Source organism: Pseudomonas sp. H1_D04, from assembly GCF_054683855.1.
Genome location: NZ_CP162826.1, coordinates 3549145 through 3567964, shown reverse-complemented (window position 1 = coordinate 3567964; position 18820 = coordinate 3549145). Strand labels below are relative to the sequence as shown.

Here is an 18820-nt window from a genome sequence, read left to right as displayed (position 1 = left end):
CAATATTGATTGCGTGAACGCCAATCTATAGTGCGCCTCAGCCCACAACAAGCCATGGAACGCACACGATGAAAGCCACCCCCTTACGCCTCGCGCTGATTGGCGATTACAACCCGCATGTCACCGCGCACCAAGCCATTCCCGTGGCCCTGCAACGGGCGGCCGATACGCTGGGCATGACTGTTGATGTGCACTGGCTCGACACCGACACCCTGCCGGAATCCCTGCACGACTTCGACGGTTTCTGGTGTGTACCCGCCACCCCTTACCGGGATGCCGATGGCGCACTCCGGGCGATCCGCTTTGCCCGCGAGCAGCGCCGACCATTGCTCGGCACCTGCGGTGGTTTTCAACATGCATTGCTGGAATATGCACGTAACGCGCTGGGTTGGGTCGACGCCGAACACGGTGAAGTGGCTCCTGACGCAAAACGCGCCGTGATCACACCCTTGACCTGCGCGCTGGTGGAGGCCACCGACACCGTACGTTTATTGCCCTACACGCGCATCGCCGAGGCCTACGGCACCCTTGATCTTGAAGAAGGTTATCGTTGCCGTTACGGGGTGAACCCCGAATTCGCCAGCGCGTTGCTGGAGGGCGATCTGATCGCCACCGGCCACGACTGCGCAGGGGACCTGCGAGCAGTGGAATTGCTCGGCCATCCGTTCTTCGTCGCCACTCTGTTCCAGCCCGAACGCGCGGCGCTCAAGGGCATCGCGCCGCCCCTGGCGATCGCCCTGCTCAAGGCGTGCCAGGAGCAATCGGCATGATCGCCAAGACACCCACCCCGCCCTACTACGCAGTGATTTTCAGCTCACTGCGCACCGAGGGCGATCACGGCTACGGCGAGGCCGCCGCACACATGCTGGAACTGGCACGGCAGCAACCTGGTTTTCTGGGCGTGGAATCGGCGCGGGAAGATGGCCTGGGGATTACCGTGTCGTACTGGAGCAGCGAGGCGGCAATCCTGGCGTGGAAGCAGCAGGCCGAGCACCGGAACGTGCGTGAGCAGGGCCGCGCCACCTGGTACTCGGCATTTCAGACACGGGTGTGCAAGGTGGAGCGGGCCTACGGTTTTGAAGCGAACTAGCTCACAAGACTGCGCAACGCACTGATCTGTGGAATCTCAACCCGACGCATATACACGCGCAGCGGCTCAGTGATGTTGATGCGGTCATCGATGTTTTGGTCCAGCAGCAACTGAATGCGTTCACGCGATAGGGTCATGGTCTGCTCGGGGGCGGGCAGCCAGACAAATTCGGCGGTAGGAATGATCCCGTCATCGGCCACGTCCATGCCGAAGGAGTCTTCGCTGAAACGTACGATGTACTGGCCAGTCTTGCGATTAAGGCCCACAAATCCGTGAAGTTGGTCGGCGGCCTGGCAGATGAGCTCGGAAGTGATGCGCATGGTAAACCTCACTGAAAAGTCCCACAGGGACTGGAAAGATGGTTTACACGCGTGGCGGAAAGTACTGCCCTCTAGCGGGGCGGCTGCGGTCAAGAGTACTGCAATGCCTGGCAAAAAAACCGAGAAAATTGACGGGTGCGCACGTTAATGTCGGTTTGGTGATAGCGCCTTTCGCAATCAATTGTTAAAAAGGAGGCCTTCTAAAAGCTACCTCCACGAAAGGACTTCGCATATGCCTGTCACGTTTACCAAGAGCGCCCTGCTGCTGGCCCTGATGCTCGGCCTTGGCCAGGCGCAGGCTGCCGACCCGATCAGCCCGGCTGAATTGGCAACCAACGAAGGCATTCCCCACCCTGCCGTGATCGCTCACCGAGGCGCCTCCTACGACGCTCCGGAATCCACCGCCGCCGCCTACAAAGTTGCGCGCGACCTGGGTGCCGACTACCTGGAACTGGACCTGCAGCGCAGCAAGGACGGCGTGTTGTTCGCCCTGCACGACAACAACCTGCAGCGCACCACCGATGTGGCCACCAAGTTTCCCGAGCGCAAAGACGCGCCGGCCAACGAATTCACTTGGAAGGAACTGCAAAGCCTCGATGCCGGCAGTTGGTTCAACGCCGCCTACCCGGACCGCGCGCGTCCAGGCTTCGTCGGTCTGAAGATCCTGAGCCTGGACGACATCATCAAGATCGCCGAAGGCAATCCGCAGCACAAACCCGGCCTGTACATCGAGACCAAGGAGCCCAAGCAGTTCCCGGGCATCGAAGCCGACCTCAAAAACAAGCTGTTGGATAAAGGCTGGTTGAGCTCCGCCGGCTCCAAGCTGGGCAAGAGCAACACCGGCGTCGGCCAGGGCAAGGGCCGCGTAGTGCTGCAAACCTTCGAGACCGCCAGCCTCAAAGAGCTGCAGAAAGAAATGCCGAACACCCCGAAGATCCTGCTGTTGTGGGTGGGTGAAGGCAGCATCGAGCCGAAATCCAAGCAGACCTTCGCCGAATCCGGCGAGCCGACCAAGGCCGCCTACTACGCCAAGCAAGAACCGAAAGACGCCGCCGAGTTCGAAAAATGGGTCGACGAAGCCAAGAGCCTCGGCGCCATCGGCACCGGCCCATCCGCCGAGCTGACCGACCACGGCGACCAGAGCTATTCGGACCTGGTGAAGCCTGAAATGAACAAGCTGACCCACAACAAAGGTCTGCTGGTGCATGTCTACACCGTGGATGAGCCAGTGGATTTCGAGAAAGTGATGAAAGCCGGCGTCGACGGCATCTTCACCAACCGCGCCGCCGAGCTGCTGAAGTTCTACAAGCGCTGGCCGTCGTCCAGCGTGCAGGATTTGCTCAACGACTATAAGTACTGAGGCATCGTTGGTGTCAGTGCGCCATTAAGGATGAATTAAGTTGCGCCAGTTAATCTGGCGCCACTTAAACAGCTCACCAAAGAAGGACATACACCATGAAAACTTTGACCACTTTGTTCGCCGCAACTGCCCTGACGCTGACTGCCGGCCTGGCCCAAGCGGATGTTCGTCCGGATCATATTGAAGGCCTGGTCAAATCCGGCGCAGTGATGCCTTTTGACAAGCTCAACGCCGCGGCCGTAGCCACTCACCCTGGCGCGACAATTACCGACACCGAACTGGACAACAAACACGGTGTAGCCGATCAATATGTCTACGAAGTAGACCTGACCGACACCGCTGGCAAGAAGTTTGAAGTCAAGCTCGACGCCAAGACCGGTGCCGTGCTGGAAAACAAGCAAGACACCTGAGTTGAATCCTCAAAACCGCGCCACCTTCGGGTGGCGCGGTTTTTTTATGGGCGCTCGTCAGTAATGCCAGGAAAAAGCGCCGTCGCGGTGAATCAAATTCCCCCGACTCAATTCAAGGTCGTTAGACTTCCCCGCATCAGCCAGGGCATTACGCCATCGCACAGCACACCGAGAACACGTCATGGAGCAAAAAGCCGTCGACATTGCCACCATTGGCCGAATCAGTGCCGTTCCCGCAATGCTCCAAGTGATCAGCGACATGACTGGCCTGCGCTTTGCCGCCGTTGCGCGGGTGACCGACGAAACCTGGACCGCCTGCGCCGTACTCGACCGCCTGGGATTCGGCCTCGGCGTCGGAGGCGAGTTGGACCTGACCACCACCATTTGCCACGAGATTCGCGGCTCCCATATCTCCGTGGTGATCGACAAGGCCAGCGAAGACCCGGTCTACCACGACCACCACACACCGCGCCTGTACCACTTCGAAAGCTACATTTCGGTGCCGGTATTCCGCACCGACGGGCGCTTCTTCGGCACGATCTGCGCCTTGGACCCCAATCCCGCCATGCTGCGCAGCAGCACGATCCGATCGACCATGGAATCGTTTGCGCGGGTGTTGTCATTGCAGATCGAAGCCGAAGAAGCCGCGCAGCAAACACAAGCGCAATTGCAGGAAGAACGCAGTACCGCCGAACTGCGTGAGCAATTTATCGCCGTGCTCGGCCATGACCTGCGCAACCCGTTGTTTGCAATTAACTTCGGTGCCGAACGGCTGCTGCGTAAATACCCGGACCCCGCCACCGATACCCTCGTGCGGCACATTCTCACCAGCGGCCGACGCGCCGCGCAGTTAGTGGAAGACGTGCTGGATTTCGCCAGGGGCCGCATGGGCAGCGGTATTCCACTGAACATCGGCGACTGCCAGGGGTTACAGGCGGCGTTGCAGCATGTGGTATCGGAAGTGCAGAGCGTGCACCCGCAGCGCGAGATTCGTGCGGATATCGGTGATCTGCAAGGGGTCAGTGGCGACCGAGACCGCTTGGCGCAGTTGCTCTCTAATCTGGTGGCCAATGCCATTCACCATGGCAGCCATGACGGCCCGGTGGAGGTGCGCGCGCAGGTTGAGGACGACCATTTCCACCTGTCAGTGAAAAACGCCGGCCAGATAAGCGCGCAAGCCTTGCCCCGGCTCTTTGAGCCTTACTCACGCCCAGCGACGAACACGCCCCAGGCCGGCCTGGGCCTCGGGTTGTATATCGTCAAGCAGATTGCCGAAGCTCATGGCGGTGAACTCAAAGTGTCCACCACCGCGGAGCACGGCACGGTGTTTAGCTTCAGCCTGCCAACCGGCTGATCAGGCGCCCAGGCGCGCCGTCACCTCATTCAACTCACCGGACAAACCGCGCAGATTGTGGCTCGCGGCTTCGGTGCGTTGCACGTTGTCGAGGTTGGCCGTGGCCACGGTGGTGATCTGGGTGATATTGCGCGAGATGTCCTCGGCGACCGACGTCTGCTCCTCGGCCGCCGTGGCGATCTGGCGGTTCATGTCGCGGATCGCTTCCACCGCCTGAGTGATGTGGTCGAGCATGGCGCCGGCCTGGCTGACTTTTTCCACGCTGTCATCGCTGCACGACTGGCCGCTGACGATCGCCTCGGCCGCATCGATCGCGCCGGTCTGCACCGCCTGAATAATCTGGTTGATCTCGATGATCGACGCGGCCGTGCGTTGCGCCAGGCTGCGGACTTCATCGGCGACGACTGCAAAACCACGCCCCGCCTCGCCCGCTCGCGCCGCCTCGATAGCGGCGTTGAGCGCCAGCAGGTTGGTTTGCTCGGCGATGCCGCGAATCACTTCCAACACTTTGCCGATACGTACGCTGTCAGCTTCCAGGCGTCGGATGATGGTGCCGGTGTTGAGGATTTCCGTGCGCATCTGGCCGATGGTAGCGATGGTGACCTTCATCACTTCACCGCCTTCGCGGGCCGAGTGATCCGCCTCGTCAGCCGCGCGCGAGGCGCTGGCAGCGTGGCGTGCGACTTCCTGGGCGGTGGCCGACATTTCGGTCATGGCCGTGGCCACTTGGTCGGTACGGTTGAATTGTTCTTGGGTGCCGGTAGCCATCAGGCCGGCAATCGAGTTCAACTCGCCGCTGGCGCTGACCAAGTCGGTGGCGCTGCGCTGCAAGCGGCTGAAGGTTTCAGCGAGGAAGTCGCGCAGCGTATTCGCGGCGGCGGCCAGGTGGCCCAGTTCATCCTGACGACGGCTGGCCACGCGCTCGGCAAAGCGGCCGTGGCTGAGTTGCGTGACGTAGTCGATCAAGCCACGAATCGGCAGGATCAGGTTGCGGTTGATCAGCCACAGGCTGAACAGGCCGATCAGCACACCAGACAGCAACATAATCGCCAGCCCCACCAGCACGGTGCGCTCGGCGTAGGCACTGATGGCCTGAGATTGCTGGCTGCCTTGGGCACGCAGGTCGCTGACCAGAGCGCTCATCTGCTCACTGGCGGCGCGGTCTACGCCTTTGACTGCCGTATCGCCGACGGTTGCATCACCACCCGCCGCCATATAGGCATCACGGCCCTTCTGATAGGCCACGCCCAGTTGCTGGTGCTCCAGGCGCAGGGTTTCGATGCGTCGGCTCAACGGCGCGTCGCTGCTGGTCTGGGTGACCAGGCGAGCGAGGATACTTTGCACATCGCGCTGGCGGTCCTGGAACTGGCCCCAATATTTCTCCATATCCTGAGGCTGCTTGCCGCGCAGCAGCACGTTTTTCCATTCCTGCACCTGCACCTTGAACTGCAGGTTGGCTTCGTCGATCAATTGCGAAGTGAGCAACGGCCCGTCAATCAAACTGCGATAACTCTGCACCCCGTTGGAGAGGAAGTTGAAACAGGCCAGGGCGATCAACAATATCGCCAGCAAGCTGCCACCGAGCAGCGACAGGATTTGTGCTCTCAAGGAGGTTCGCAAAACATTCATCGGGGAAAGCCTCGATACAGGTAAGTGGCGTGTGCACGCCTTGACCTCCCTGTCGACAAAGACACCGCACATCCCTAACGGTTGTTAATGAGCTGAATCGGCCGGAATAGAGCCTTCTTGAAGGGATTCGGACAAATGGTCAATAAAATGTCACGAATGCGAAATAAACCAACGACTGTCATAAAAATGTCAAATAACCCTGTAATTATTCGCCACGCGACCTGTGAAATGTCCTACAGGCCTTTTCTCTGCGAGCCTCCATGAATCACAGCATCGATCACAGCCATCAGGACTCCGATCTGTTTGGCTTGCTTTACGGTTTCCGTTTTCGCCCAGGTGTTAAGGGGGAGCAGATTGACTCGGCTACCGCCCTGGCGGCATTGAAGCAACCGCAGGACCCGGAGGAGTTCTTGTGGCTGCACCTGAACCTTGCCCATGCCGCCTGCGAGCGCTGGATGCAGGCGCACCTGGAACTGCCTGAAGAGTTTTTCGAGGCCCTTCACGAGGGCTCGCGCTCCACCCGCATCGAACACGTCGACTCGGCCTTGCTGGCGGTGGTCAACGACGTGGTGTTCAACTTCAGCAGCATGGTCTCGTCGGATATTTCCACGCTGTGGGTATGCGCTCGCAGCCGCCTGTTGATCAGCGCGCGGCTGCAACCGCTGCACTCGGTGGACAAGTTGCGCTCGTCGGTAAAGGCCGGAGAACACTTTCGCTCGCCACTGGAACTGTTGGTGCATTTGCTGCGCGACCAGGGCGAAGTGCTGACGCAGATCGTGCGCAAGACCAGCATCAGCGTCGACCATATCGAAGACCAATTACTGTCCTCGCGCCTGTCCACCAACCGCGCCGAACTGGGTGCCGCGCGCCGGGTACTGGTGCGCCTGCAACGCTTGCTGGCGTTGGAGCCGGGCTCGTTGCTGCGCCTGCTCAACCGACCGCCGCAATGGCTGCAAAAGGAAGACGTGAAGGAGTTGCGCAAATCCACCGAAGAGTTTGCGCTGATCATCAACGACCTGACGGCTCTGGGCGAACGCATCAAACTGTTGCAGGAAGAGATCGCCGCCAACCTCAACGAGCAAAGCAGCCGCACACTGTTCACCCTTACGGTGGTGACGGTGCTGGCACTGCCGATCAACATCATCGCCGGTTTTTTTGGCATGAACGTCGGCGGCGTGCCGCTTTCACAAGACCCGGAAGGCTTCTGGATTTTGGTGGCGCTGGTCGCGACCTTTACCTTGATTGCCGGGCGTTGGGCGTTTCGCAGATTTTCAAATTGAAATGAGATCCGCTGTGGGAGGGGGCTTGCTCCCGATGAGAGTGTGTCAGCCAACACCTCTGCCAGCCCTGCCGCCGCTATCGAAGCCTCGCTGAAGCTCGACATCTCCCACAGGGATCGGTGGTGTCTATGAGTTTCGCGGCTGTGTGCGCTGCAAGACAGACTAATGGCGTGCCTGATTGACCAAACACTGACCTGCGGCAGCACCGTTGTAACATTCTGCAATGACTATGAACGACATCCTTCATCACCTGGATGCTCCGGCATGGCCACCCCTTCCCTGACTGCCTCCACGCACTCATCTTCCGTCGATTCAAAACCGCGCCTGGACAAGAAACCTGGCCTGGTGACCGTGATCATTTTCTTCGCCGTCCTCGCCATGGGACTGTTGTTCACCGCCTACAGCCTGATGCATGACATGCACGAACTGGGCACGGTGGTCACCACCTGGACGCCGTTCCTGCTGCTGGGCGTCGCGTTGTTGATCGCTCTGGGCTTCGAGTTCGTCAACGGTTTCCACGACACCGCCAACGCCGTCGCGACGGTGATCTACACCAACTCGCTGCCACCGCATTTCGCGGTGGTGTGGTCAGGCTTTTTCAACTTCCTCGGCGTGCTGCTCTCCAGCGGCGCGGTGGCGTTTGGCATCATCGCCCTACTGCCGGTGGAGCTGATTTTGCAGGTGGGCTCATCGGCCGGTTTCGCGATGATCTTCGCCCTGCTGATCGCTGCGATCCTGTGGAACCTCGGCACCTGGTGGCTGGGTTTACCGGCCTCGTCCTCCCATACGCTGATCGGCTCGATCATCGGCGTCGGCGTGGCGAATGCCTTGATGCACGGACGTGACGGCACCAGCGGGGTAGATTGGGCCCAGGCGACCAAGATTGGTTATGCGTTGCTACTGTCCCCCTTGATCGGCTTTGCGTTTGCAGCCTTGTTGCTGCTGGCCATGCGCGCCTTTGTGAAGAACCGATCGCTGTACAAGGCGCCCAAAGGCAACACTCCGCCGCCGTGGTGGATTCGCGGCATGTTGATCGCCACCTGCACCGGCGTGTCGTTCGCCCACGGCTCCAACGATGGGCAGAAAGGCATGGGCCTGATCATGCTGATTCTGGTCGGCACGTTGCCCATGGCCTATGCGTTGAACCGCACCATGCCCGCCGAGCAGTCGTTGCAGTTCGCGGCGGTGGCCGAAGTGACCCAGGCCGCCCTGATGAAAACCACGGCGCAGGCATTGCCCGGCGACCCTCGCCCCGTCCTGTCGACCTACGTGCGCACCAAGCAAGCCACACCGGACCTGGTGCCGGCCCTCGCCGCGCTCACCGGGCATATCGGCGAAGAAGTCAAAGGCTACGGCTCCCTGGCCAAAGTCCCCGCCGAGGCGGTCGGCAACGTGCGTAACGACATGTACCTGACCAGCGAAACCATTCGCCTGATGGACAAGGGCAAGGTCGGCAATTTCGACGCCGACACCCAAGACAAACTGCAGCTGTTCAAGCAACAGATCGACAACGCCACGCGCTTTATTCCGCTTTGGGTGAAGATCGCGGTGGCCATTGCGCTTGGCCTGGGCACCATGGTCGGCTGGAAGCGCATCGTGGTCACGGTGGGCGAGAAAATCGGCAAGACCCACATGACCTACGCCCAAGGTGGGGCGGCAGAAACAGTGGCGATGCTGACCATCGGGGCCGCAGATATGTATGGGTTGCCGGTGTCGACAACCCATGTGCTGTCATCCGGTGTGGCGGGGACCATGGTGGCCAATGGTGCTGGGTTGCAGATGCGGACGATCCGCAATTTGCTGATGGCGTGGGTGCTGACGTTGCCGGCGGCGATTCTTCTGTCTGGCAGCCTCTACTGGCTGTTCACCCAACTTTTCTGACACAACATAGATTGAAACTGTGGGAGGGGGTTTGCCCCCTCCCACAGTTGGATGTGTGTTGTGTCAGTTGTTGAAAAGTCCCGTCATGGCCTTGAGCCGCTTCTTGTACACCCGCCGCGCCTCAAGGGCCTCCTCCAGCGTCACCGCCACAAACCCCGCGCGCTGGTTGGGCTGCATCTGCCCGATCAAATCCAGATCGGCACTGATCACCGTGCCGATCATCGCGTAGCCTCCGCCCGACACTGCATCTCGATGCAACACAATCGGCTCCAGCCCCGCCGGTACCTGGATAGAACCGATGGGGTAGCAACTGTCGACAATATTCGACGGATCCGAGCCCGCGCCAAACGGCTGTTCCCGTGGTTCAAAGCTCAACGCGCTACCGCCCTTGAAGCGATAGCCGATACGGTCCGCTTCGGAACCCACGGTCCACGGTTCGGCAAAAAAGCTGCTTTTGGCGGCATCGGTCAGGCGCTCGTAATACAGGCCAGGCACCACACGCAGGGTGATATCGCCCCCTACCGACCGGCGCAAGGCCATGGGCAAACTGTTGCCCGCCCGCCCCTGCCCGCAGAGCTCACCGATGGGCAATTCATCACCCTCCTGCAAGCGTCGACCTTTAAACCCACCAAGCGCGCCCAGGGTGTAAGTGGAGCGACTGCCGAGCACCACGGGCACATCAATGCCGCCGGCCACCGCCAGGTAAGTCCGTGCGCCGGCCTTGGGAAATTCGAAACGCAGCACCTGCCCGGCACGCACCTGGAACGCGGTGTCCTGATGCACCACTTCGCCGTCAAGGCGCGGCGACATGAGCGCGCCGCTGAGTGCCACCAACGCATCCTGTTGGAATTCCAATTCAGGCCCGATCAAGGTGCATTCCAGGCCCGCCGCACCGACCGGATTGCCCACCAGATGGTTGGCCGCGCTCAGCGCGTATTGGTCCAGCGCCCCCGACGGCGGAATGCCCAAGTGGTAATAACCTTCGCGGCCAAGGTCCTGCACAGAGGTGGCGAGGCCGGGTTTGAGGACTTTGATCATGCCAGCGCCTCCTGCAGGGTTTTCGGATAGCCCACCGGGTCGGCCAGAAAGGCGTCGAGGGAAAATTCCACCGGGCGGATGCGCAGGTCGAAACGTCCTGCGTCCACCTCGGCGACGGCCAGGTCGTAGGCATCACGTTCTATGGGTTTGAACTGCACGATGTCACCGGGGCGAAAGAACACCATGTGCTCCTTGAGGTAGGCCAACTGCTGCGCCGGGTCGTAGATCGGCGCCGGGGTCACGCCGAACATTTGGTAACCGCCAGCGCCGCGCACCGAGTAGATACACCCAAAGCAGCCACCATGGCCGAGGGTGAGTTTGGGCGTGTCGGTGCGCGGGCGCAGGTATTTGGGCACCTGCAACTGCCGCTCGCGCTCGACCATTTGGAACATGAACGGCAGACCCGCGACAAACCCGACCATCGACACAAACCACGGCGCGCCGCTGTGAGCGGCGATAAACGCGTCCACATCCGCCAGACCATTGATGCGCGCGGCGTACTCCAGGTCGGTGCCGCTGGGGTCTTGATGGCGATCGCGAAAACGCATTAGGGTTTCATGGGTCCAGGGGTCGTTGTACAGCACCGGGATTTCGATGATGCGCGTGCGCAAGGTGCGTTCGGCCACGGCCTGGGCTTCGGCGCTTTGCACGGCGTCGAGCAACACATGGGGCGCGATGCGGTCGGGGTCGAAGCGGATCTGGAACGAGGCATTGGCCAGGCACACATCCAGCACGCCTTCCAGCGCCAGGCGCTCCACCGCTCGGGTCACCGCCATGCCCTTGAAAAAGGCCTCCAACGACATGCTGTCGCTGACCTCGGCAAACAGGTGTTCATCACCGCCGAAGCTGTAGCGGATGGGGGTCGTTTCAGCCATGTCGCTTCCTCTTGGAATGGTTATGGAAAGGCAGGCAAAAAAGTAAGGGGTCGATCTTATTAGGGTGTTTTGACCGTGATACCCGCCTGGTCCAAGGCTTCGCGGGTGGCTTCCACCAGTTCCAGGGCGCCGGGAGTGTCGCTGTGCAGGCAGATGGAATCGAATTCGATAAACAGGTCTTCGCCTTCTACGGTGCGCACCAACCCCGTCTGACAAGCCCGCAGGACACGTGCCGCCACCGTTGCAGGATCAAGCGCGCGAACAGTGCGAGTAAACACGATGGAGCCCGTCAGATCGTACTCACGATCGGCATAAAATTCCCGGACCACCGGTTGCCCCAACTCCTTGGCCACCCGCCAGATCACCGAGTTGGGCATGCAGTACAGCAACAGCGTCGGTTCGATGAGTTGCAGGTTTTGCACCAGCAGCCGGGCCGCTTCTTCGTCACGGGCCAGGTGCATGTAGAGCGCGCCGTGAGGCTTGATATGTTGCAGCGTCACGCCTTGGGCGCGGGCGATTTCCCGCAGGGCACCGAGTTGGTAGAGCATATCGTCCACCAGCTCCTGAGCCGGTGCGTTGATATGCCGACGGCCAAAGCCGACCAGATCACGAAAGCCGGGATGGGCGCCGATGGCCACGCCCAGTTGCTTGGCGCGTTCTACGGTGCGGCGCATGGTGCCGGGGTCGCCGGCGTGGAAGCCGGTGGCGATATTGGCCGAGCTGATGTAGGCCATCAGCTCCGCGTCGACGCCATCACCGATGGTCCAGGGGCCGAAACCTTCGCCCATGTCCGAATTGAAATCCACTGCCTGCATCGGGGTCGCTCCGCCAGAAATGATGTTGGAAAAGTAGGCTGCGCCTTGACCCCTTGGGAAGATCTATTATCAGATGCCCTATCTTCTGAAAAACAGATATCGCTCATGTCGCTGACCTTGCGCCAAATCCGCTACTTCGTCGCCACCGCTGAGATCGGCCAGATTTCCCAGGCAGCGATCCACCTGAACATCTCGCAGTCGGCGGTGACCACGGCGATCAAGGAGTTGGAGGCGATGCTCGGCGTGCAACTGTTTGTGCGCTCGGCCCAAGGCATGAACTTGACCGATGCCGGGCGACACTTTCTCAACCGCGCCTATGTGATTGTGCGCAGCGTGGACGATGCGCTGAACAGTCCATTGCCCGACTACCGCGCCAGCGGCATCCTGCGGGTAGCGGCCAGTTACACCGTGCTTGGTTACTTCCTGCCCCATCACTTGCAGCGCATGGAGCATTGGCATCCGGACGTGACCATCGAGGTCTTCGAGCAGGAACGCCAGGCGATCGAACAAGGCCTGCTCGACGGTCAGTTCGACATGGCCGTGGTGCTCACCGCCAACCTGACTCACCCGGCGATCGTTTCCGAGATTCTGTTCAACTCGGAACGTCGCCTCTGGCTGCCCAGCCATCACCCATTGTGCGAGCGCGGCGCCGTGAGCCTGGCGGATGTCGCGCAGGAGCCCTACATCCTGCTGACCGTCGATGAAGCCGAACACAGCGCCATGCGCTATTGGGAACAGGCCGGGCAAACGCCTAAGGTGCGGCTGCGCACCAGTTCGGTGGAGGCAGTACGCAGCATGGTCGCCAATGGCAGCGGCGTGGCGATTCTGTCGGACTTGGTGCACCGCCCGTGGTCACTGGAAGGCAAGCGCATCGAAACCCTGACCGTCACCGACCCGGTCACGCCCATGAGCGTCGGACTGGCCTGGCACCGCGAGCGGGCATTTACCCCGGCGATGCAGGCGTTCCGGGATTACTTTCACGACGCGTTCCTGGCGCCGCAGCAACTGTCGGCGCGCCGTTAAAGATGGGCTTGCAGGGTGGCCGCCAACCAGTCCATGAACACGCGCACCCGCAACGGCAAATGCCGCTGGCCCGCGTAGAGCAAGGACACATCCAGCGGCGGCGCCGGGTAGTCCGGGAGCAGGGCCACCAACTCACCACTGGCGAGCAAGTCACGAATACCCAAGGCCGGCACCTGAGTAATGCCAAAACCGCCCAGGCACGCCACGCGATACGCATCCGTGCTGTTGACCGTCACCCGCCCGGCCATGGGGATGCGCTGCACCTTGTTGCCTTGCTGATACTCGAAACCGGCCGAGCGTGAACCCAACGGCCGCACGTAATGCACCAATTGATGCTGCGCCAGATCGGCCAAGGTCGCGGGCACGCCGTAACGTTGCACGTAACCCGCGCTCGCGCAGTTGATCATCGGCATGCGGCACAGCACGCGTGCGACCACGCTGTGGTCCGGCTGGGCGCCGACGCGCAGTACGCAGTCGAAGCCTTCGGCGAGCAGGTCGACCTGGCGGTCGGTGCAACTGATCTCCAACTCGATCAACGGGTGCGCGTCCATGAACTGCGACAAGCGCGGCAGGATCAGTTCCCGCGCCATCACGTTGGGCATGTCGACGCGGATGCGCCCGCTCAGTTGCGCTTCGTCCTGGCGAAACAGCCCTTCGAGTTCCTCCATATGCGCGAGCAGGTCCTTGCTGCGCTCGTACAACACGCGCCCGTCCTGGGTCGCCTGCACTTTGCGTGTGGTGCGCTGCAACAGACGCGCGCCGAGCAGTTCTTCCAGCGCCTGCACATGCTCGGACACCGTGGAACGCGGCAGCCCCAGACTCTCGCCCGCCTGGGTAAAACTCGACAGTTCGGTGACCCGCACGAAGGTGCGCAGCAACTCAAGTTTGTTCATAGGATTGTTCGCCTTATCCGGCCAGTGATTCCGGCCTGGCCCTGTTTATCACGTTAGCAGCGGACAAATACACTCAGTCCCACGTTCACATCTGAAGAGGACTGCACCATGACCCGCAAAATCGCATTGATCACCGGCGCCAGCCGTGGCTTGGGTAAAAACGCTGCATTGCACCTGGCGGCGCAAGGCGTAGACATCATCGGCACCTATCACAGCAAGGCCGACGAGGCGCAGGCATTGGTGGCCGAGATCGAACAATTGGGTGGCCGCGCCGCCATGCTGCAATTGGATGTGAGCCAAAGCGCAACATTCGAAGGTTTTGTCGGCGACGTGGCCGGCGTGCTCAAGGATGTTTTCGCACAGGATCACATCGACTTTCTGATCAACAACGCCGGGATCGGCATTCACGCCAGTTTTGCCGAGACCACCGAAGCCCAGTTCGACCAACTGGTGGCGATCCAATTCAAGGGTCCGTTTTTCCTGACGCAGAAGCTGTTGCCGTTGATCCGCGACGGCGGCCGCATCCTCAACGTCTCCAGCGGCCTGGCGCGTTTCAGCCTGCCGGGCTATGCCGCCTACGCGGCGATGAAAGGCGCCATGGAAGTGCTGACCCGCTACCAGGCCAAAGAGCTGGGTGGGCGCGGGATCAGCGTCAACATCCTGGCCCCTGGCGCGATCGAAACTGACTTCGGCGGCGGCGCTGTACGCGACAACGCCAACCTCAATGCCATGGTCGCGAGCAACACCGCCCTGGGCCGCGCCGGCTTACCGGACGATATCGGTGGAGCGATTGCCAGCCTGCTGGCCGACGGCAGCCACTGGATCACCGGCCAGCGCATCGAGGCGTCGGGCGGAATGTTTCTGTAGGAGCTTGTCGCGCAGTACGTCATAGCCCCAGTGATACACATAGGTGTACGGCAGGAAGAACAGCAATACACCTATGTCGAGGATAAATGCCTGCATCAGGCTGATGTTCAGCCACGCCGCAATCAGCGGTACGCACACCAAAATCAAGCCACCTTCAAACATGAGCGCGTGCAACACACGGGTCCAGCCATTGTTGGCCAGTTGCAGGCGTGCCTTGAGTCGGTCGAACAGGCCGTTAAAGATCACGTTCCAGGTCAGCGCCATCAGGCTGATCGCCAGGGTGACCATGCCCATTTCCAGGGCGGGTTTGTCCATGATCCACGCCAACAAAGGGGTGCAGATCAACAACGCCAGGGCTTCGAAACCAACAGCCTGGCAAACGCGTTCAGTGATGGATTTGGTAGGGTTCATGACCCGTCTCCGAGAGTGACGACGGTTGCCATCATTACCCTTTGAATCGATACTTCATAACCAATAACCATCGATCAAGGCGATAGTCATGGCCTCTAATGAAGTGCTGCAGGCGTTTGTGCAGGCGGCCACCCAAGGCTCGTTTTCGGCGGCGGCGCGCAAACTGGGCAAGAGCCAGTCCACCGTCAGCGCGGCGGTAGCCAGCCTGGAGATTGATTTGGATGTGGTGCTGTTTGATCGCAGCAGCCGCAAGCCGACGCTCACGCCCGCCGGCCTGGTGTTGCTGCAACGCGCCGAGCAAGTCCTGGAAGCCAGCAGTCGCCTGTCGCTGGCCGCGAGTCAGTTGGCCATGGGATTGGAGCCGAAAGTCACGATTGCCATGTCCGATACCTATCAATCTGAGCGCTTCGAACTCGCGCTCAAGGCCTTCGAGCAGCGTTACCCGGACCTTGAACTGGAATGGCTGATCGCCGAGTGCGAAGACTTGATCGCGCTGGTGCAGAGCGGTCGTGCGCAGATCGCATTTGTCGAAGCCCAGGCGCATTACCCACCCGACCTCAGCCGCGCGCCCGTGGCTGAACGCACGGAAATCGCGCTGTTCGTCGCGCCCGAGCATCCGTTGGCCACGCTGCCGAACATCGACGTGCAGTGCTTACAGCAACACCGCGAACTTCGGCTGGCGAGCATCATCAACCCGAATGAAACCCGCCCCAGCGGCCGCGTTTGGTCGGCGCCGAGTTTTCTGATGCTGATGGAAATGGCCCAGCTCGGTTTCGGTTGGGCCGAGCTGCCGCGTTGGCTGGTGGAACGCTTTGGCAACACTGGGCTGGTGGAACTCCCAGTGCGCGGTTGGCCGCGACTGGTAGCGGTGGATGCGCTGTGGTCGCGGCAGTATCCACCGGGACCGGCGGGCAGCTGGATGCTGGCGCAGATGCTGGATGAGTGATCAGGCTCAGAGTATGTGGTGAATTGGCGCGCCTCGCTCTGGGCCCGCCTGCTTATCACTAAGCACTGTGTCGCCCTCAAACCCGCTAGACTGCGCGCTTCCTTGCAGCCGTTCGGACGTTCCGATGCAAACCCGCCTTGTCGCCTACGAGGCGCTCACTGCTGTGCAACGACAGCAAGCCAGCGCCATCGAAGTTCATCCCGAACAACTGCCGTTTTGCGGCGATATGTATTGCGCGCTCAATTCGCTGCTGGCCAAACCAAGCCCAGGCGTCAAAGGGTTCGCCCTGCTGGCCGATGACATTCCGGTGGCCTTCCTCTTGCTCAAACGCCCGCCTTGCCTGCCCCATTGGGCCGATGCACACAGCGCCACGCTGCATGCGTTCCAGGTGGATCGGCGGCAACAAGGCAGTGGGTTCGGCAAGGCGTGTTTGCAGGCATTGCCGGCCGCAGCGATAGAGACGTGGCCACAGATCAAGGCGCTGGAGTTGTCGGTGGACACCGACAATGTGGCGGCGATGGGGTTGTATCTGGGCGCGGGATGGGTAGACAGCGGGGAGGCGTATAAGGGGCGGGTTGGGTATGAGCGAAAGTTAAAGTGGGTGTTTGGACGAGACGACCCCAGCCTGCTTTAAATATCCCAACGCCGATAAATCGACCACTCTGGCCCACCCTCCCTGGCTGTCCACTGTCAAAGTTCACAGCTATACAGGCGTTGCCGATTGCTCTGTACTGGAATGCCAAGGTAGTCGCTCAAGCGGTGCAACGAGCAGGCGTGGAAACGCTCAACGCCCAGCACGGAGACCCTCCATGAATACTCCACCGAGCAACAATACGCTTAACACTGCGGGGAGCCCGGATCTTTCCTTTGGCACCCCTCCACTCAAAGACGGTACCGTTATAAACACCCGCACCGCAGGGATCTCCCGAGTCCTCGAAGACGGTTCAACCATCACAGCAGGCCCGTATAGCGAGCCGGATGGCCCCTTCATTGGCATCACCAAACAAACGCCTACGGGAGAGAACGACGCTCGATTCGGGCGAGGGCTGACGGCGATGCAGCAACGCCAAACCTTCATCGACATGCTCATTCAGCCTAATGGCAGGCAACTGTTACTGGCCACCCATATCAACAATGTGGCGGTCTCTATCAGTCGATTCAACGAAGCAAACGGCAATTCAGACTTCAGGTTCGGCAATAATGGCGAGGTGGTGCTGAATAAGCGGATTCAGTTGAATTTAAACAGCAAAGCCGGTTTAGCTTTACAGTCCGATGACAAGATCATTTGTGTATTTAATGACGGTACAAGCAGTTTTATCTATCAACTCAGCAGTTCCGGCCAGGAACTCAACTTCGGCTTTTTAGATCCGCTTGAAGAGCGCGGCGCCCTTATGGGCCCAGTATTGACCACTGAGAGGGGTTTTTTGATTGCGGGCTCTATAAACGGCAAGGCCCTTATTAAAGGATTCACACATGCTGGAGATGCGGACACGGCTTTTGGTAACGCAGGTTACGTCCAATTGGAGCTTTCAGGTACTGAGGAAAAACTGGCCTCAGCGCTGGCCAAAGGACCCGATGGCCGGATAGTTGTCGTCGGCGGTGAGCACCGGTTGCCGCGCAAGCAGAACTTCGTGACGAGCCTGCTTGCCAACGGCCAACCTGATCCGCAGTTCAATGGCGGAATCCCCAAGGAGAACGATGCTCGTCATGGAAGTTATGACAGCGTGACGGTTCAACCCGATGGGAAAATCGTCGTCTTGTGGCGCAATACAAACGGCAGCCTCGTCGAACTGACCAGGTACACCGCGACTGGGCAGTTGGACCTCACCTTTGGCGATCAGGGTGTGGCCGATGCATGGCGCGACCCGCAATCAAGACCCCAAATCTCCAACATCAACAAGCTTGAATGGGTAAATGCGGGTGAAACACTGCAAACCAGCGGTGTGCTGGAAGGTGTCCACTCCTTCATCGGCCGCCTGCTCAGCCAGTGATACCCACGACTGAGCTGCCAACGCAGCTCAGTCGTGTGACATCAGGCCTTGACTACCGGCAACCAGATCTCCACCGTCCCCGTGCCTTTCCTCACGTCAAAATCAGCGCTATAGCGTTCAAAATCCGGCCCTGCCACTTTGTAGCCCGAATGTGGCAACCACTCGAACATGATGCGCTCGTACGTCTGTTCCAATGCCTGCACCGGTCCGTAATGCGGGAACACCGCATAGTTGAGCGGTGGAATTTCAATGGCTTCGAAGTTGCTCGGGACGTCGCTTTTGCTCGGGACTTCCACCCCCGCCATGTAATCGAATTCGCCGTGATTGGGGTTATGGCAAACGCCATAGGTCACACCGCCGATGCGCTTCTTGATGTCCTTGATACAGGTGTCGAACAACTCCCACAACTTGGGAATATCGCCCACCGTCGCCTTGGAATAACGCCCTTGTACCCCAGCAATCACCAAGGCCTTGCCTGCTTCCATGCGTGGCTCTAACGGTTGTTTTGTCTGCTGATCCATACGAACAGTCTCCTTCTTATGAGGGAACAAACCCGCATCGAGTATAGGGGCATATCCGTGCCGTACTCCATGCAGAAAATTTTCCTACGCATATGGACAACTGGCCATCATCGACC

At 60.2% G+C, this 18820-nt stretch carries 20 protein-coding genes; 12 read left to right on the top strand and 8 right to left on the bottom strand.

What is annotated here, in order from left to right:
• Window positions 1–68: 68 nt before the first annotated feature.
• Together AB4N82_RS16520 and AB4N82_RS16515 are read left to right on the top strand one after the other, a co-directional pair.
• Window positions 69–770: a CTP synthase C-terminal region-related (seleno)protein gene (locus tag AB4N82_RS16520; protein WP_122763768.1), complete on the top strand. Its 702-nt coding sequence runs from the start codon at window positions 69–71 to the stop codon at window positions 768–770.
• Window positions 767–1090, top strand: coding sequence for an antibiotic biosynthesis monooxygenase family protein (locus AB4N82_RS16515; protein ID WP_032891064.1), 324 nt, complete (start codon window positions 767–769; stop codon window positions 1088–1090). Before AB4N82_RS16520 ends, AB4N82_RS16515 begins: the two co-directional genes overlap by 4 nt.
• Here AB4N82_RS16515 and AB4N82_RS16510 read toward each other — a convergent pair.
• Entirely contained in the window at window positions 1087–1410 is a 324-nt protein-coding gene (locus AB4N82_RS16510) for a DUF2025 family protein (RefSeq protein ID WP_032891062.1), read from the bottom strand. The two genes, AB4N82_RS16515 and AB4N82_RS16510, sit on opposite strands and share 4 nt — an antisense overlap.
• A gap of 232 nt (window positions 1411–1642) precedes the next feature.
• Between AB4N82_RS16510 and AB4N82_RS16505 the strand changes: the two genes are divergently transcribed.
• The 3 genes from AB4N82_RS16505 (at window position 1643) to AB4N82_RS16495 (ending at window position 4534) form a co-directional block, all read left to right on the top strand.
• The gene (locus tag AB4N82_RS16505; protein ID WP_122763769.1) at window positions 1643–2770 is read left to right on the top strand and encodes a glycerophosphodiester phosphodiesterase family protein; all 1128 of its coding nucleotides are present in this window, start codon (window positions 1643–1645) and stop codon (window positions 2768–2770) included.
• Window positions 2771–2865: 95 nt separating this feature from the next.
• A complete protein-coding gene (locus AB4N82_RS16500; protein ID WP_122753094.1) occupies window positions 2866–3180 on the top strand; it encodes a PepSY domain-containing protein in 315 nt (104 codons plus the stop codon).
• 181 nt (window positions 3181–3361) lie between these two features.
• Window positions 3362–4534, top strand: a complete 1173-nt coding sequence (locus AB4N82_RS16495; protein WP_122763770.1) for a GAF domain-containing sensor histidine kinase — start codon at window positions 3362–3364, stop codon at window positions 4532–4534.
• On the opposite strand, the gene AB4N82_RS16490 is transcribed toward AB4N82_RS16495, so the two are convergent.
• Window positions 4535–6163 carry a methyl-accepting chemotaxis protein gene (locus AB4N82_RS16490; RefSeq protein ID WP_032891055.1) on the bottom strand — a complete coding sequence of 543 codons (1629 nt, stop codon included), beginning with the start codon at window positions 6161–6163 and terminating at the stop codon, window positions 4535–4537.
• Window positions 6164–6423: 260 nt separating this feature from the next.
• Between AB4N82_RS16490 and AB4N82_RS16485 the strand changes: the two genes are divergently transcribed.
• Together AB4N82_RS16485 and AB4N82_RS16480 are read left to right on the top strand one after the other, a co-directional pair.
• Window positions 6424–7443 carry a transporter gene (locus tag AB4N82_RS16485; protein WP_032891053.1) on the top strand — a complete coding sequence of 340 codons (1020 nt, stop codon included), beginning with the start codon at window positions 6424–6426 and terminating at the stop codon, window positions 7441–7443.
• A 264-nt stretch (window positions 7444–7707) separates the two neighbouring features.
• Window positions 7708–9324, top strand: a complete 1617-nt coding sequence (locus AB4N82_RS16480; protein WP_032891052.1) for an inorganic phosphate transporter — start codon at window positions 7708–7710, stop codon at window positions 9322–9324.
• 63 nt (window positions 9325–9387) lie between these two features.
• On the opposite strand, the gene AB4N82_RS16475 is transcribed toward AB4N82_RS16480, so the two are convergent.
• From AB4N82_RS16475 to AB4N82_RS16465, 3 genes are read right to left on the bottom strand one after another with little or no spacing between them, the layout of a single operon-like run.
• Complete coding sequence (locus AB4N82_RS16475) at window positions 9388–10362, bottom strand: 5-oxoprolinase subunit C family protein (protein WP_032891050.1); 975 nt, start codon at window positions 10360–10362, stop codon at window positions 9388–9390.
• A complete protein-coding gene (locus tag AB4N82_RS16470) occupies window positions 10359–11237 on the bottom strand; it encodes a 5-oxoprolinase subunit B family protein (protein WP_122753097.1) in 879 nt (292 codons plus the stop codon). Before AB4N82_RS16470 ends, AB4N82_RS16475 begins: the two co-directional genes overlap by 4 nt.
• Before the next feature lie 59 nt (window positions 11238–11296).
• The gene (locus AB4N82_RS16465; RefSeq protein WP_095185721.1) at window positions 11297–12052 is read right to left on the bottom strand and encodes a 5-oxoprolinase subunit PxpA; all 756 of its coding nucleotides are present in this window, start codon (window positions 12050–12052) and stop codon (window positions 11297–11299) included.
• 105 nt (window positions 12053–12157) lie between these two features.
• Between AB4N82_RS16465 and AB4N82_RS16460 the strand changes: the two genes are divergently transcribed.
• Entirely contained in the window at window positions 12158–13075 is a 918-nt protein-coding gene (locus AB4N82_RS16460) for a LysR family transcriptional regulator (RefSeq protein ID WP_122763771.1), read from the top strand.
• Here the strand turns inward: AB4N82_RS16460 and AB4N82_RS16455 are convergent.
• The gene (locus tag AB4N82_RS16455; RefSeq protein ID WP_032891043.1) at window positions 13072–13968 is read right to left on the bottom strand and encodes a LysR family transcriptional regulator; all 897 of its coding nucleotides are present in this window, start codon (window positions 13966–13968) and stop codon (window positions 13072–13074) included. The two genes, AB4N82_RS16460 and AB4N82_RS16455, sit on opposite strands and share 4 nt — an antisense overlap.
• Window positions 13969–14076: 108 nt before the next feature.
• Between AB4N82_RS16455 and AB4N82_RS16450 the strand changes: the two genes are divergently transcribed.
• Window positions 14077–14835, top strand: coding sequence for an SDR family NAD(P)-dependent oxidoreductase (locus tag AB4N82_RS16450; protein ID WP_032891041.1), 759 nt, complete (start codon window positions 14077–14079; stop codon window positions 14833–14835).
• On the opposite strand, the gene AB4N82_RS16445 is transcribed toward AB4N82_RS16450, so the two are convergent.
• The gene (locus tag AB4N82_RS16445) at window positions 14734–15246 is read right to left on the bottom strand and encodes a multidrug/biocide efflux PACE transporter (protein WP_032891040.1); all 513 of its coding nucleotides are present in this window, start codon (window positions 15244–15246) and stop codon (window positions 14734–14736) included. The genes AB4N82_RS16450 and AB4N82_RS16445 overlap by 102 nt on opposite strands.
• 88 nt (window positions 15247–15334) lie before the next feature.
• Here AB4N82_RS16445 and AB4N82_RS16440 point away from each other — a divergent pair, with 88 nt between their 5' ends.
• From AB4N82_RS16440 to AB4N82_RS16430, 3 genes are all read left to right on the top strand, one after another.
• Entirely contained in the window at window positions 15335–16192 is an 858-nt protein-coding gene (locus AB4N82_RS16440) for a LysR family transcriptional regulator (protein WP_122763772.1), read from the top strand.
• Between the two features lie 124 nt (window positions 16193–16316).
• On the top strand, window positions 16317–16826 hold the full coding sequence (locus AB4N82_RS16435; protein WP_122763773.1) for a GNAT family N-acetyltransferase: 510 nt from the start codon (window positions 16317–16319) through the stop codon (window positions 16824–16826).
• Window positions 16827–17001: 175 nt separating this feature from the next.
• Window positions 17002–18183 carry an NHL repeat-containing protein gene (locus AB4N82_RS16430; RefSeq protein WP_122680743.1) on the top strand — a complete coding sequence of 394 codons (1182 nt, stop codon included), beginning with the start codon at window positions 17002–17004 and terminating at the stop codon, window positions 18181–18183.
• A gap of 41 nt (window positions 18184–18224) precedes the next feature.
• Here the strand turns inward: AB4N82_RS16430 and AB4N82_RS16425 are convergent, their stop codons facing one another.
• Window positions 18225–18704, bottom strand: coding sequence for a GyrI-like domain-containing protein (locus AB4N82_RS16425; protein ID WP_032891033.1), 480 nt, complete (start codon window positions 18702–18704; stop codon window positions 18225–18227).
• Window positions 18705–18820: the final 116 nt, after the last annotated feature.

Excerpts from the sequence above, each read along its gene's own strand:
- AB4N82_RS16520 (WP_122763768.1), top strand. The coding sequence starts at position 69 with ATGAAAGCCACCCCCTTACGCCTCGCGCTGATTGGCGATTACAACCCG.
- AB4N82_RS16515 (WP_032891064.1), top strand. The coding sequence starts at position 767 with ATGATCGCCAAGACACCCACCCCGCCCTACTACGCAGTGATTTTCAGC.
- AB4N82_RS16510 (WP_032891062.1), bottom strand. The coding sequence starts at position 1,410 with ATGCGCATCACTTCCGAGCTCATCTGCCAGGCCGCCGACCAACTTCAC.
- AB4N82_RS16505 (WP_122763769.1), top strand. The coding sequence starts at position 1,643 with ATGCCTGTCACGTTTACCAAGAGCGCCCTGCTGCTGGCCCTGATGCTC.
- AB4N82_RS16500 (WP_122753094.1), top strand. The coding sequence starts at position 2,866 with ATGAAAACTTTGACCACTTTGTTCGCCGCAACTGCCCTGACGCTGACT.
- AB4N82_RS16495 (WP_122763770.1), top strand. The coding sequence starts at position 3,362 with ATGGAGCAAAAAGCCGTCGACATTGCCACCATTGGCCGAATCAGTGCC.
- AB4N82_RS16490 (WP_032891055.1), bottom strand. The coding sequence starts at position 6,163 with ATGAATGTTTTGCGAACCTCCTTGAGAGCACAAATCCTGTCGCTGCTC.
- AB4N82_RS16485 (WP_032891053.1), top strand. The coding sequence starts at position 6,424 with ATGAATCACAGCATCGATCACAGCCATCAGGACTCCGATCTGTTTGGC.
- AB4N82_RS16480 (WP_032891052.1), top strand. The coding sequence starts at position 7,708 with ATGGCCACCCCTTCCCTGACTGCCTCCACGCACTCATCTTCCGTCGAT.
- AB4N82_RS16475 (WP_032891050.1), bottom strand. The coding sequence starts at position 10,362 with ATGATCAAAGTCCTCAAACCCGGCCTCGCCACCTCTGTGCAGGACCTT.
- AB4N82_RS16470 (WP_122753097.1), bottom strand. The coding sequence starts at position 11,237 with ATGGCTGAAACGACCCCCATCCGCTACAGCTTCGGCGGTGATGAACAC.
- AB4N82_RS16465 (WP_095185721.1), bottom strand. The coding sequence starts at position 12,052 with ATGCAGGCAGTGGATTTCAATTCGGACATGGGCGAAGGTTTCGGCCCC.
- AB4N82_RS16460 (WP_122763771.1), top strand. The coding sequence starts at position 12,158 with ATGTCGCTGACCTTGCGCCAAATCCGCTACTTCGTCGCCACCGCTGAG.
- AB4N82_RS16455 (WP_032891043.1), bottom strand. The coding sequence starts at position 13,968 with ATGAACAAACTTGAGTTGCTGCGCACCTTCGTGCGGGTCACCGAACTG.
- AB4N82_RS16450 (WP_032891041.1), top strand. The coding sequence starts at position 14,077 with ATGACCCGCAAAATCGCATTGATCACCGGCGCCAGCCGTGGCTTGGGT.
- AB4N82_RS16445 (WP_032891040.1), bottom strand. The coding sequence starts at position 15,246 with ATGAACCCTACCAAATCCATCACTGAACGCGTTTGCCAGGCTGTTGGT.
- AB4N82_RS16440 (WP_122763772.1), top strand. The coding sequence starts at position 15,335 with ATGGCCTCTAATGAAGTGCTGCAGGCGTTTGTGCAGGCGGCCACCCAA.
- AB4N82_RS16435 (WP_122763773.1), top strand. The coding sequence starts at position 16,317 with ATGCAAACCCGCCTTGTCGCCTACGAGGCGCTCACTGCTGTGCAACGA.
- AB4N82_RS16430 (WP_122680743.1), top strand. The coding sequence starts at position 17,002 with ATGAATACTCCACCGAGCAACAATACGCTTAACACTGCGGGGAGCCCG.
- AB4N82_RS16425 (WP_032891033.1), bottom strand. The coding sequence starts at position 18,704 with ATGGATCAGCAGACAAAACAACCGTTAGAGCCACGCATGGAAGCAGGC.